Source organism: Pseudomonas sp. 2(2015) (genome assembly GCF_000955865.1).
GTDB lineage: Bacteria > Pseudomonadota > Gammaproteobacteria > Pseudomonadales > Pseudomonadaceae > Aquipseudomonas.
The window spans coordinates 178,871-192,147 of record NZ_JYOF01000003.1 but is presented as its reverse complement, the minus strand read 5'-3'; the positions used below and the strand labels follow the sequence as shown (position 1 = coordinate 192,147).

The window sequence follows — 13,277 nt, the reverse complement described above, 5'->3', positions numbered from 1 at the left end:
TTCATGCAGGAGCGGGCTTGCCCCGCGATCAGGCCAGCCCAGCCAGCACATAAGGCGGCGCCTGAGTTACGACCGCTTCGCGCTCGATCGCGGGGCAAGGCCCGCTCCCACAGGCCCCAATACACCTCTCTAGCGTAACGGCACGTAGATATCCGTCTGCCACTGCGCCTGCGGCGTCTCTGGATACACGCTCAGGTAATGAAAAAACAGCGGCTGATCGCGCAGCTCCTCACCACTGTCCGGCAACCAGTCGCGATAGATCGGATAGATGGACTCACCAATATGGTCGGGCGAACCCGCATGCCGCACCACGGCATAGCGCCCGCCAGCAATCAGTCGTTCGTGCACGCCGGCTTCATTCGCCGCCACCGCCTCGTCGATCTCGCCACAAATGGCGAAACGAAAGTCCTCCGCCGGCGTGGTATCGGGGTTGCCATAGGGGATGCCAAAAGAACGGCTCGACGCCACCGGCGACTGCCCGCTGGCCTTGCGCCAGGCGATGAACCGGTTCACGCTCTGGCTGACCTGCGCGGGCGGCCCGCAGTGCTCCAGCGCCGCGACCCGGGTTTGCGCAAACTCGACAATACGTACCTGCATGATGACGCTCCTGGAAAAGTGAGGGATAGCGAACACCGCATTCCAGGCCTGCCAGTTCGGCTGCCGGCGAAAGCCGCTCGGCGACATCCCCAGCGCCCGCCGAAACGCCCGGCTGAATGCCTCGGGGCTTTCAAAACCTGCCGCGAGGGCGGCCTCCAGCACCGAAAGCTCGGCATTGGCCGCCAACCGGTGCGCCGCCTGGCGCAAGCGCATCAACTGCACATAACGCGAAACCGGCACGCCGACGTACGCCGTGAACTGGCGGTGAAAGTGAAACACCGAAAAGTTCGCCACCTGGCTCAGGTTTTTTACCGACAGATCACCGTCGAGGTTGGCGTCGATGTAGGCCAGTACAGCGCTGAAGCGCAGGGTGTAGGCGGCGTTGGGCGGCAGGTCGGGCACGGCTTCAGGCTCTTGGAAGTACGGTCGGCATAGAATCGACTATACCCGCGTGGCTGCGCCTAGCCGGGTTTGCTCAAGATGAATTTTCAGCGGATGAGCATGCGCTCGGTGGGCCGCGTCGGCGGCCCGGGGTTAGCCTGCAGTCTTCACTTCAGCGCAGCTTGATCCAGCTGCGCAACACGCCGCTGCAAGGCTGCAGTCATGGCGTGAGCCTCGACTTCGTCCAGGCACGCTTCGACCAGCGCAATGCTCATTTCCAGCGAGTGCTGAGTAGCCCAGAGCAGGCCGCGCACGTCGGGGTCGACCTTTTCACAGGCCTGGGCGTTGGTCTGGTAGGCGCTTTTGAGCAGAACGGTGGCATGCACCAGGGCATCTTCGGCTGAAGCGCCTGTGCGCACGGCGAACAGAGGGGCGTGGCTGCCGTTGCAGGAGCCGAAGGTGGTGGCGGTTTGGGTGACGAGGGGTGGGTCGGGGACGGGCTTTGTCATTGTTGTGCTCCTAGAGTGGTGGAGCCAGCATCAATCGCTACCAAACGATTGGTGACGGCTGTACGCAGGTTGGTAGACCGGGACTCTAGGAACCCAGCGCGCACGAATGCGCCCCACGCACAGCCGCCATAGCACGAACAGCAGGCACAAAAAAACGCCGGCTGATCGGGAGCGGCGTCTGCACGCCTTAGAGTACTCGGGCTACCAAACCCGGCCGCTGGATTTACAGCGACAGGGGGAGGGTAGCGGGGTTGCAGAAGGGATTCAAGGGGAGATTGGAATGTGCTCGTAGTTGCGGCTCAGGCCATTGCTGATGCTCACGCAAACTGTGCTGCCCAACTGCTCACCAGGCAACATCTAATCAGTCGGTAATAGATAAAGATCTTATAAATCAACAAGCTACATATCTGGCACAACCATTGCGAAGCCCCCCGTCTCTTTCCCCCCTGTGGAACATAGACGTTCATGACCGCTCCCTTCGCCCGCGTGCCCCTGTTACTGGCCATCGCCGCAGCCTTGCCCACGCTCCCCGGCTTCGCCGCCGAGCCAGCCCCCGAAGCCCTGCCGACTGTTACCGTCACCGCGCAAAAGCGCGAAGAGTCGGTGCAGGACGTGCCCTCGGCCATCTCTGTGGTCAGCGCCAGGCAGATCGCCGACAGCGGCGGCGGTTTCAGTGCCGGCAAGGCGTTGCAGAACGTGCCCAACGCCATCGCCCCGGAGTTTGCCGGGCACCAGCGGCCGCGCTGGTACATTCGTGGCATGGGCTCGGGGGATATGGCCTCGACCACGGTTTACCCGGTGGGCATCTACACCGATGACGTGTATATCGACCCTCACGTAGCCACCGGTTTTCCGCTCTACGACATGGAGCGCGTCGAGGTGCTGCGCGGGCCGCAGGGCACGCTGTGGGGCAAGAACACCACCGGCGGGGCGATCAACTTCGTTTCGCGCAAGCCGGATTTCGAGAAAGCCAACGGTTACTTCAAGCTCGACCTGGGCAACTACAATTCGCGCCTGTACGAAGGTGCCTATGGCGATACGCTGATCGACAACAAGCTGGCCGCACGGGTGGCGTTTGTCGACCAGAGCGCCGATGGCCAACTGGAGAACCAGGTTGATGGCCACACCGTCGGCGATATCCACGACCAGGCCCTGCGCCTGCAGTTGCTGGCGCAGATCAACGACGACCTGCAGGCCACCCTGCAAGTGCATGGCCGCGACTACACAGGCCAGGGCATTGCCACCCGCGCCTGGGGCTCGGGGCCGGGCGGCAACACGCTGTTTGGCCCGGCGCCGAAGCCGGATACCGATGAGGCCGCATTTACCGGCAAGGCCGAAGACCGCATCGAGCACAACGGTGTGCAGCTGGCGCTGAAGTGGGACCTGGGCGACCTGCAACTGGATTCGATCACCGCCTTCGACGATATTCACGAAAAAGCTGAAAGCCCGAACATGAGCATCTACGAGTTCGGCCGCGGTTTTAACGATGACCGCTGGAAGCAGGTGTCCCAGGAGTTGCGCTTGTCTTCGGCGAAGAACCAGCCGCTCAGCTGGATCGTCGGCACCCACCTGTTCCATGAACAGCTCGACAGCCGCAACGACAACGGCCTGTTGCCCAAGCCCTACAATCAGGCCTTTGGCGTGGCCGATTATGGCCGTACCGATATCGATCAGCGCACCGACAGTTTCGCGATTTTCGGCAGCAGCACCTGGCAGGCCACTGACAACCTGAGCCTCACCGCCGGCCTGCGCTGGACCCGCGAAACCAAGGACATCGACCTGCACCGCGTCGCCGCGCCGGATGCCGACGGGGTCAGCTACAGCAGCGAACGCGACTGGTGGAAGCACTATAGCGGCGACCTGGTGACCCGCGTTGAACAGGACGAAAAGCGCACCTGGAACAAGCTAACCTACGACTTCACCCCCGAGTACCAGCTCAATGACAACGCGCGGGTGTATTTCCGTTATGCCAAGGGCTTTCGCTCCGGTGGTTTCAGCGGCGGTGCGCAGGTGCAGGCCGAGGCCTCGGTGGTGGCGCCGGAGAACGTCGATGCCTATGAACTGGGAGTCAAGAGCGAGTGGTTCGATGAGCGCCTGATCGCCAACGCCAACGTCTTTTACTACGACTACTCGGATATCCAGGTCAACGCCGTGTCGGTGCGCGACGGGCAGGTGGTGTCGCTGCTGACCAACAGCGGCCAGGGGGTGATTCGCGGCGCCGAGTTCGAGCTGCAGGCCTTGCCGTTCAGCAACCTGGAGCTGCATGGCTCGCTCGGCTTGCTGCATACCGAATTGCAGGACTTCGAGTCGGGTGGGGTGGATTACTCCGGTAACCGCATTGCCCGCTCGCCGTCGCGGACCCTGGCGGTGGGCGGCAGTTACCGGATACCGCTGGAAAATGGCGATGAAGTGCGCCTGGGCACGGACTGGCGCTACCAGAGCCGGATCTTCTTCCTGCCCACGGCGCAGCAGGATCACAGCGTGTCCCAGGGCGGCTACACCCTGGGCAATGCCAGTGCCACTTATCACCTGGGCGGGCGCTATGACCTGGACCTGACCGCTTACGTGAACAACCTGACTGACAAGCAGTACAAGACCGACAGCGTGCCGCTGCCGTTTGATATTGCCTGGGATGCGCGCGGGGATCGGCGTACCTTCGGGGTGAGTGCGACTACGCGGTTTTGAGCCGGGGCTGCCGGCCTCATCGCTGGCAAGCAGCTCCCACAGGGTGCGATGACCATCGGTCGGGCTTGCGTGCAAGCCTGTCGATCCACCCCCGGCCCAATCGACCATCCTGCACATACCCCACGTGCAGGAGTGCCCCCATGTCCTATGTAGACGGTTTCGTCCTCGCAGTCCCCACCGCCAACCGCGACACTTTTAAAAAGCACGCCGAAGCAGCAGCCGTAGTGTTCAAGGAATGCGGTGCCTTGAAGGTCATCGAATGCTGGGGCGACGATGTGCCGGATGGCAAGGTCACCTCGTTCCCCATGGCCGTGAAGCTCAAGGGCGACGAGACGGTGGTGTTTTCCTGGATCCTCTGGCCGTCGCGCGAGGTGCGCGATGCCGGGATGCAGAAAATGATGCAAGACCCGCGCTTGCAGCCGGACAAGAATCCGATGCCGTTTGATGGCATGCGGATGATTTTTGGTGGGTTCAAGATTCTGGTGGAAGCTTGAGGTTTTTGGGCTGCTTTGCAGCCCATCGCCGGCAAGGCCGGCTCCCACAGGGAACTGTGAACGCTGACCCTGTGGGAGCTGGCTTGCCAGCGATGCAAGGCAAAGCCTTGCTGCTTTTGATTACACCCTGAACCGCGCCACCAGCGCTGTCAGCTGCCCGGCCAGCCCCGCCAGCGCCTGGCTGGCTTCGCGGGTTTCCTGCGCCCCGGCCGCCGAGCGGGTCGACAGGTCGCGAATGTTCAGCAGGTTGCGATCCACTTCCCGCGCCACCTGCGCCTGTTCCTCGGCAGCGCTGGCAATCACCAGGTTGCGCTCGTTGATCTCGCCAATGGCGCTGTAGATCCCCTCCAGCACCTGTCCCGAGGCCTGGGTGATGCCCAGGGTTGATTGCGCCCGCTGGGTGCTGGCATGCATCGAGGCCACCGCCGCTTCGGTGCCGTGCTGCACGCGGCCGATCATCTGCTCGATTTCCTGGGTCGATTGCTGAGTGCGGTAGGCGAGGGTGCGTACCTCGTCGGCGACCACGGCAAAGCCGCGCCCGGCTTCACCGGCACGGGCCGCCTCGATGGCGGCATTGAGCGCCAGCAGGTTGGTTTGCTCGGACACCGAGCGGATCACTTCCAGCACCTGGCCGATATCGCGAATCTGCCCGGCCAGTTGCTCCAGGTGCTCGCTGCTGGTTTGCACTTCACGGGCCATGGCCTGGGTGCCGTCGAGGTTGTCGCTGACCTGGCGGCGGCTCTGTTCGGCCAGGTCATTCGAGGCGCTGGCGGCCTGGGAGGTGGACACGGCATTGCGCGCTACTTCTTCCACCGCGGTGGTCATTTCAGTGACGGCGGTGGCGGCCTGTTCCAGCTCCTGGTCCTGCTGGCGCAGGCTGTGCGAGCTCTGTTCGGTGATGCCGTTGAGCGCACCGGCAGCTTCGGCCAGTTGTGTGGCGCAACTGCTGATTTGCCCCAGGGTGTCGCGCTGGCTGTGCTGCATGCGCTGCAGTTCGCTGAACAACTGGCCGATCTCGTTGCTGCTGTGCACCGCCACCGGCACGCTCAAGTCGCCGCCGGCAATACGCTGAAAGTGCTGGCCGGCCTGTTGCAGCGGGCGCAGTACGCGTTGGGCGATAAAGCTCCAGCACAACGCCCCGAGCAGCAAGGTCAGCAGCCCCAGCGCCACGCTCAGCACCTGGGCGCTGCTCAGGCGTCGATCGGATTCGAGCATGATCTGCTGGCTGCGCTCGCTCAACGCCGCCACCAGTTGCTGGCGCAGCGCCTGCAAGCGGCCCATGGCGTTACCAGCGTCGGTGTTGACCCTGAAGTAATGCTGCAGGTCGTTGTTGCCGGTCGCTTCACGCTGGCCGGCCACGGCCTTGGCGTAGTCGCCGAAGGTGGTTTGCAGCTCGACGGCGAGGCCTTTAAAGGTGGGCTCCTGGGCATTGCTGACCAGCTCGCTGATCAGTTGCGCGCTGTTGCCCAGCAGTTCTTGCGAGAGCTTCAAGCGTTTGTTGGCGCTGTCGCTGTGGCCGCCGCTCTGTTCGATAAAGCCCGAAGAGACATTGGCGCTGGCGCGGATCGCCATCAGCAAGGCGTTGTTCAGGCGATCCGACTGGTGCGCGGTCTGGTCCAGTTCGCTGATCTGCTGGTCGCTGCCCACCGCCGCGCGCCAGGCGCTGACGGTGGAAAACAGCAAGGTCAGGCTGAACAGCGACAGCACCCAGAACATACCGGTGCGGATTTTCAGGTCGGCGAACATGCGGGCAGTACTCCTTGAGTTGTTATCAGCACCACGCTTTGCCGCGGCAACGGCGGTGGGTGGTCTGCTATCGGAGTCGCCGGCGGCGGACTTGAGGGCGCTTAGCCTGCTTGTGTTCGATTACCGCACGCTGTTTGCCTCAGCGCCCCTCATGTTGGCGCCGATAGGCCCCCGGCTGCACGCCGACGGCCTTGCTGAAGGCGCGGGTAAACGCGGCAATCGACTGATACCCCACCGCTGCGCACACCTGCTCGACGGTGTTGTTGGCCTTGAGCAACTGGCAGGCATGGCGCATGCGCAGGGCCAGCAATACCTGCCCCGGCGATTGCCCGGCCAGTTCGCTGAAACGCTTGAAAAACGCCGAGCGCGACAGCCCGGTGCAGGCCGCCATGCTTTCCAGCGACCAAGGCTGCTCGGGGTGTTCGATCAACTGCTCGAGCAGGCTGGCAAAGTTGCCGTGGCGGGCCAGGGCGACCAGGCCGCGGATGCCCTGGTCGTCACTGACCCGCTGGCGCAGCACGTACAAGAACAGCAAGTGGCTCAAGCGTTCGAGCAAGGCCGAGGAGGGCGCAGGCAGGCGTTGGCACTCGGCCAGGATCAGCTCGAACAGCGCCCGCGCCGCGCTTAGCGCCGGGTCGCCGGCGCGCAGGATGATCCAGTCGTCCAAGCCATCGATGATCAGCGACGACAAGCCCGGCTGAAAATGAAAGAAGCCGCACACCAGGCCCACGCCATCGGCGGCTGTACTGTCCAGCGGCTGCATGACCTGGCGCGGTTGCTGCTGGGCCAGCTCGCACTCCTCGGCGTTGGACAGCCGATAGTTGAAGTCGCGCAGCAGGAACACCGCATCGCCCGCTTGCAGGCGAATGGCCTCGGCCTGGCCATCGATATGCAGCCAGCAGTGGCCCTGGACGATCAGGTGGAAACTGGCCCGCGCCAGGCCGTGGGTGCTGGCGTGCCAGCCACCGCAGTAACGCCCGACATGGAACAGGCTGGCGTCTAGCTCAAGGCTTTCTAATAACCAATCGACTACTGGGCTGGATGAAATCATCTAATGAAAAGACTCAGGAGCAAGTAATAGCGACTGCAGAATATGGCAGGTAATTCTTATAACCAACAGACTTGTGGCACACCCTCAGTCAGCAGGAGTCCACTCCATGTCGCGCGTCACTGTCCATACTCTGCAAAGCGCCCCAGAGGCTGCACGCCCTTACCTGGAAAACGCCCAGAAGGCTTCGGGCTTCATCCCCAACCTGCTCGGCGTGCTGGCCAGCGCCCCGGCGGCGCTGGAAACCTACGTCACCGTCTCGGCACTCAACGGCAAGGCCGAGCTGAGCCTGGCCGAGCGTGAAGTGGTGCAACTGGTGGCCGCCACCAATCATGGCTGCGACTTCTGCGTGGCCGGCCACACCGCCGTGGCACTGAACAAGGCCAAGCTGGCGCAGGAGGTGGTCGACGCCCTGCGCGCCAAGGGCGAGCTGCCAGAAGAGAAGCTCGAAGCCCTGGCGGCGTTCACCCGCGAAGTGATCGCCACCCGCGGCAATGTCAGCGAAGCCGGCTACGGTGCGTTTCGCGAAGCCGGCTACAGCGAAGGCAATGCCCTGGAGGTGATCCTCGGTGTCAGTCTGGCAACCCTGTGCAACTTTGCTAATGTGTTCGCCCAGACGCCGCTCAATGACGAGCTGAGCAAGTACCGCTGGCAGCCCTCGGCATAACGACCCTCGGCGCCAGCGCAGGCTGGCGCATTGTTAAAGGAGTAAACCCTATGCTCGATCCCGCATTGGTCGCGTGGCTGGACGCCCAGGCTGAAGCTCTCGACCAGGGCCACGGCGACCCGCAGGCGGTGCTGGGGCAACTGGCGGCGGCGCAGGTGCTGCGCGTCGGTATTGACCAGAACCTGGGCGGCAGTGGCGGCACGGTCGCCGACGCGGTCGAGACGCTGGCCACGGTCGCCAGCCATTCCCTGGCGGCAGCCTTCGTGTTCTGGGGCCAGCGCGCCTTTATCGAATACCTGCTGCACAGCCCCAACGCCGGGCTGCGTGAACGCCTGCTGCCTGAGCTGCTTAGCGGCCAACTGGCTGGCGCCACCGGCCTGTCCAACGCCATGAAGTACCTCTCGGGTATCGAAGCGCTGCAGGTCAAGGGCCTGCGCGACGACCAGGGCTGGACCCTGGCCGGGCGCCTGCACTGGGTCACCAACCTGCGCAAGGGCGGTTTCGTGGTGGCGGCGGCGATTGAAGAAGAGGGCGCCTCGCCGTTTGTGCTGGCGATTCCCGATCACGCTACCGGGCTGAGCCGCTCTGACGACCTTGAGTTAATGGGCCTGCAGTCGAGCAACACCGCAGCCTTGAGTTTCGAACAGGTGTCGATCAGCCGTGACTGGCTGCTGCACGACAACGCCAAGCAGTTTCTGCCTGCCGTGCGCCCGTCGTTCCTGGGCCTGCAATGCGGCATGGCCATCGGCCTGGCGCGGCGCTCATTGAGCGAGGTGGAGGGGCACCTTCAGGGCATGCGCTCGTTCCTTGGCGAGGCGCTGCAGGTGCTGCGCGAGCGCCTGGAAAACACCGTGGCCGAACTGAAAAAGGGCTTGCTCGACGGCCGTTTCCTGAGCCAGCCGGCGGCCTTGTTCAAGCTGCGCATCACCCTTGCCGAAACGGCTGCCGATGCCGTGCAGCTTGAGTTGCAAGCCAGTGGCGGCAAGGCTTACCTGACCGCCTACGGCGCAGGTTTTGCCCGGCGCTGGCGCGAGTCGGCGTTCGTGCCGATCGTCACCCCAAGCCTGGTGCAACTGCGCGCCGAGCTGCAGCGCCAGGCGTCGTCAGCATGACCGAAGTGTTGCTCGACGCCCGAGGCATCAGCCTCGGCTACCCGCGTGAACAAGGCTGGCAAAGCGTGCTGGAAAATTTCGACCTGCAACTGGCGCCGGGCGAGGTGATCACCATCCTCGGCCCCAGTGGCGTTGGCAAATCCAGCCTGTTGCGGGTGCTGGCCGGTTTGCAGCAGGCCCGCGCCGGCAGCGTCAGCCTGCTCGGCGAGCCGTTGCAGGGCCCGCACCCGCGCCTGGCGGTGGCCTTCCAGGACCCCAGCCTGCTGCCCTGGCTGAGCCTGGAAAGCAACGTTGCCTTCGGCCTGGACTTCGCCCGCCAGCCCAAGCTCGCTGCCAGTGAGCGACGGGCGCGCATCGACCATGCCATCGAGGCGGTCGGCCTGCAGCATGCACGCGAGCAGTACCCGGCGCAGCTCTCCGGCGGTATGGCCCAGCGCACCGCGCTGGCCCGCTGCCTGGCGCGCCAGCCACAAGTGCTGTTGCTCGATGAACCCTTCGGTGCGCTGGATGAAGTCACCCGCGCCGACATGCAGCAACTGCTGCTGCAACTGATTGCCCGGCACAACACCGCGGCCATCCTTATTACCCACGATATCGACGAAGCCCTGCTGCTGTCCGATCGCGTGCTGCTACTGGGCAACCACCCGGCGCGCACCCTCGGCCAATGGCTCATCGACCTGCCGCAACCCCGCGAGCAGCGGGTCGAGGAACTGGGCGCGCTGCGCATCGACATACTCAAAACCCTTCGGCGGGCCAGCCGCACACCCGAACCTTCTTCTGAACCTATGCCGCTGCCGTCGGAGACTGCCCATGTGCCTGGACGACTTCACCCACACTCGTCGTGACTTCATCAAACTCAGCGCCTTGCTCACCGCCGGCGGCGCCATGCCGCTGCTCGGCAGCCTGCAGGCCCGCGCCGCGAGCGACCCGGACGCCCCGGTACGTATCGGCTACCTGCCGATCACCGACGCCACGCCGTTGCTGGTGGCGCACAACAATGGCCTGTTCGAAGCCGAAGGCATCAAGGCCGAGCGGCCGGTGCTGCTACGCAGTTGGGCACAGGTGATCGAGGCGTTCATCTCCGGGCAGGTCAATGTCATTCACCTGCTGTCGCCGATGACCGTCTGGGCCCGTTATGCCAGCAAGGTGCCGGCCAAAGTGGTGGCCTGGAACCACGTTGGCGGCTCGGGCCTGACCGTCGCCCCGGGCATCACCGAGGTCAAGCAACTGGGCGGGCAGACCGTGGCCATTCCGTTCTGGTATTCAATCCATAACGTGGTGGTGCAGCAGCTGTTTCGCGACCATGGCCTGACCCCGGTGTCCAGGGCCGCCACAGCCCAGCTGGCCGCCAACGAGGTCAACCTGGTGGTGTTGCCGCCGTCAGACATGCCGCCGGCCCTGGCCAGCAAGCGCATCGCCGGCTACATCGTCGCCGAGCCGTTCAACGCCCTGGCCGAAGACCTCAAGGTTGGCCGCGTGCAACGCTTTACCGGCGACATCTGGCGTAACCATGCCTGTTGCGTGGTGTTCATGCACGAGCACGACCTGAACAACCGCCCCGAGTGGTCGCAGAAGGTGGTCAACGCCATCGTCAAGGCCCAGCTGTGGACCCGCGAGCACCGCGCCGAAGCCGCCGCGCTGCTGTCCAAGAGCGGGCCGAACAAATACACCCCGCACACCCCGCAGGTGCTCAGCCAGGTGCTGGCGCCGGCGGCCGCGGCCCGCGACGCCTACATCGCCAGTGGCGCGATCCAGCATGCGCAGTGGGACGAAAAGCGCATCGATTTTCAGCCTTATCCGTTCCCCAGCTACACCGAAGAACTGGTGCGTCGCCTGCAGAACACCCTGATCGAGGGCGACAAGGGTTTCCTTGCCGGCCTCGACCCGCAGCAGACTGCCCGCGACCTGGTCGACGACCGCTTCGTGCGCAACAGCATCGCCGCCGTTGGCGGGCTCAAGGCCTTCGGTTTGCCCGAGAGCTTCGAGCGTAGCGAGGAGTTTTCGATCTGATGGGCAAGCATGCAATCCATGGCGCCCTGGGCGTCGCCGGCCTGCTCGGCTTGTTGTTGCTGTGGTGGTTGGGCGTGCATGCGTTCGGCCAGGCCGATGGCCTGTCGGCGCGTTTTTCGCCGCAGGCGACCCTCAGCAGCCTGATCGAGCTGCTGGGCCAGGGCGAGGTCTACGAGCACATCTGGGTCAGCCTCAAGCGTATCCTTGTCGGCTTGCTGCTGGCCTTGCTGATCGGCGTGCCGCTGGGCTTGCTGGTGGGCAGCTACCGTCACCTGGAGGCGGCGACTACCCCGGCGTTCCAGTTCTTGCGGATGATCTCGCCGCTGTCGTGGATGCCGGTGGTGGTGATGCTGATGGGGGTGGGCGACCAGCCGATCTACTTCCTCCTGGCCTTCGCCGCGCTGTGGCCGATCCTGCTCAACACCGCTGCGGGGGTGCGTCAGCTCGACCCGCGCTGGCTGCAGTTGAGCCGCAGCCTCAGCGCCACACGCTGGGAGACCCTGTGCAAGGTGATCATCCCCGGCGTGCTCGGCCATGTACTGACCGGCGTGCGCCTGGCCATCGGCATCCTGTGGATCGTGCTGGTGCCGTGCGAGATGCTCGGAGTCAGTGCCGGGCTGGGCTACTTCATCCTCGATACCCGTGACCGGCTGGCGTATTCGGAGCTGATGGCGATGGTGCTGCTGATCGGTGTGCTGGGCTTTATGCTCGATGCCATTGCCCGTGGCCTGCATCGGCGATGGGTGCATGCTTGATCGTGGGCAAGTTGCAGTGCTTTAGCGATTGATTTGCAAATTGCCTGTGGCCGTCTAGATTCTCATTCGGACCACGTTCAGTTTTTCAATGAAGCAATTGACCTTCGCCGACGTCAGGTGCGCAAGCCAGTGGATAACTCAAGGTCGCCTTACTGCCGCTGTTTGGAAATGCGTGCCGTAGATCGAACTTATCCTGCTGACAGCGTCGTCGGAGAATGTCATGAGCCTCAGATTATTCAATGCAATCGTATTCCAGATCCCGATAGTGGCAATCGCTTTAGCACTATTGGCAGGGTGTGCCGAGCACCCACCAACGCCTGTTGCCCAGCCCCCTGAAAAGTCGCTCGCAACCTTGGTACAGATCAAGCGAATAGACAATTACTGCCTAGCGGTGGGGACGCGCGGTTCAGAGGCGCCCTATTATTTCCGTGTTGTTGAGCTGGCCATGTGCAATGACCGGGACCCCGCACAGCAATGGCAATACAACGAAGACAAGGAACTGCTTTCCGAGATCACCGACCCGAATGGCGAGCGATTGATGCTGTACGGGATGGATATAGTCGGTGGCAGATCGTCCGTTTCGGCGCGTTCACGACCTTCGACAATGAGGCCCCAGTACCGCTGGGAGCATGACGCCCAGCGAAACAGACTGACGACGCAAAACCCTAGCCACGCAGGGCTTGCGTTGACCGTGTTTGGCGCGGGTGGCGCTTGGCTGGACCCTTGGGTCAGTGGCCGTGTGACGCAGAACTTTACGATTGCACCGATTCAACAGCCCGTCGCTCCGTGGGTGCAAATCAAACAGAGTAATGGCCACTGCCTGGCCGTAGGGGAGCTTGATGCTTCGCAATCGCTCGCGACTCGCCGTGTCGGCCTGGTTACTTGCAACGCTACCGATCCAGCGCAGCAATGGCGCCACACTGCAGATAACGAAATGATTTCCGCAGTGGCCGACAGCAAGGGCGGGGCATTGCTGCTGGAGGGGGAAAATATAGAGGTTGGCCGAGCCGCTGTTTGGGCCCGCCCGCGCACTTCAAAGGCACAGGCCTTCCAACATTGGACGTACAACAGTCGGCGAAAGGGCCTCTTTCCTCAGGGCCCGGGCGCGGCTGATAAAGCCTTGACCGCTTTTCTCGACGACCTGGGAATGTCCTGGCTGGACCGCTGGAACGGCACGCCAATGCAACAGTTCACGCTTGATCCCGTCAGCCCCTGACAGGTCAGCACGCTACCCCCATCAACTTGCCGCCTGGGTGCGGCAAGTTGATGATCG

12 protein-coding genes are annotated in these 13,277 nt (G+C 63.6%); 8 read left to right on the top strand and 4 right to left on the bottom strand.

Going from position 1 to position 13,277, the window contains the following annotated elements; genetic code table 11:
* Window positions 1–129 precede the first annotated feature (129 nt).
* Entirely contained in the window at window positions 130–999 is an 870-nt protein-coding gene (locus UB48_RS03705) for a GyrI-like domain-containing protein (RefSeq protein ID WP_045194140.1), read from the bottom strand.
* Between the two features lie 146 nt (window positions 1,000–1,145).
* A complete protein-coding gene (locus tag UB48_RS03700; RefSeq protein WP_045194139.1) occupies window positions 1,146–1,487 on the bottom strand; it encodes a DUF3077 domain-containing protein in 342 nt (113 codons plus the stop codon).
* 465 nt (window positions 1,488–1,952) lie between these two features.
* Between UB48_RS03700 and UB48_RS03695 the strand changes: the two genes are divergently transcribed.
* Both UB48_RS03695 and UB48_RS03690 read left to right on the top strand, forming a co-directional pair.
* A complete protein-coding gene (locus tag UB48_RS03695) occupies window positions 1,953–4,172 on the top strand; it encodes a TonB-dependent receptor (protein ID WP_045194138.1) in 2,220 nt (739 codons plus the stop codon).
* A 140-nt stretch (window positions 4,173–4,312) separates the two neighbouring features.
* Window positions 4,313–4,666, top strand: coding sequence for a DUF1428 domain-containing protein (locus UB48_RS03690; protein ID WP_045194137.1), 354 nt, complete (start codon window positions 4,313–4,315; stop codon window positions 4,664–4,666).
* 120 nt (window positions 4,667–4,786) lie between these two features.
* Here UB48_RS03690 and UB48_RS03685 read toward each other — a convergent pair whose 3' ends face one another.
* Both UB48_RS03685 and UB48_RS03680 read right to left on the bottom strand, forming a co-directional pair.
* The gene (locus tag UB48_RS03685; protein WP_045194136.1) at window positions 4,787–6,412 is read right to left on the bottom strand and encodes a methyl-accepting chemotaxis protein; all 1,626 of its coding nucleotides are present in this window, start codon (window positions 6,410–6,412) and stop codon (window positions 4,787–4,789) included.
* 139 nt (window positions 6,413–6,551) lie between these two features.
* A complete protein-coding gene (locus UB48_RS03680) occupies window positions 6,552–7,463 on the bottom strand; it encodes an AraC family transcriptional regulator (RefSeq protein ID WP_045194135.1) in 912 nt (303 codons plus the stop codon).
* Window positions 7,464–7,569: 106 nt separating this feature from the next.
* Here UB48_RS03680 and UB48_RS03675 point away from each other — a divergent pair, with 106 nt between their 5' ends.
* The 6 genes from UB48_RS03675 (at window position 7,570) to UB48_RS03650 (ending at window position 13,220) form a co-directional block, all read left to right on the top strand.
* On the top strand, window positions 7,570–8,127 hold the full coding sequence (locus UB48_RS03675; protein ID WP_045194134.1) for a carboxymuconolactone decarboxylase family protein: 558 nt from the start codon (window positions 7,570–7,572) through the stop codon (window positions 8,125–8,127).
* Between the two features lie 50 nt (window positions 8,128–8,177).
* Window positions 8,178–9,239, top strand: coding sequence for an acyl-CoA dehydrogenase family protein (locus tag UB48_RS03670; RefSeq protein WP_045194133.1), 1,062 nt, complete (start codon window positions 8,178–8,180; stop codon window positions 9,237–9,239).
* Complete coding sequence (locus tag UB48_RS03665; protein ID WP_045194132.1) at window positions 9,236–10,084, top strand: ABC transporter ATP-binding protein; 849 nt, start codon at window positions 9,236–9,238, stop codon at window positions 10,082–10,084. Before UB48_RS03670 ends, UB48_RS03665 begins: the two co-directional genes overlap by 4 nt.
* Window positions 10,050–11,249: an ABC transporter substrate-binding protein gene (locus tag UB48_RS03660; RefSeq protein WP_045194131.1), complete on the top strand. Its 1,200-nt coding sequence runs from the start codon at window positions 10,050–10,052 to the stop codon at window positions 11,247–11,249. The genes UB48_RS03665 and UB48_RS03660 overlap by 35 nt, the downstream gene beginning before the upstream one ends.
* The gene (locus UB48_RS03655; protein WP_045194130.1) at window positions 11,249–12,004 is read left to right on the top strand and encodes an ABC transporter permease; all 756 of its coding nucleotides are present in this window, start codon (window positions 11,249–11,251) and stop codon (window positions 12,002–12,004) included. Before UB48_RS03660 ends, UB48_RS03655 begins: the two co-directional genes overlap by 1 nt.
* Window positions 12,005–12,224: 220 nt before the next feature.
* Window positions 12,225–13,220, top strand: a complete 996-nt coding sequence (locus tag UB48_RS03650) for a hypothetical protein (RefSeq protein WP_045194129.1) — start codon at window positions 12,225–12,227, stop codon at window positions 13,218–13,220.
* Window positions 13,221–13,277 lie beyond the last annotated feature (57 nt).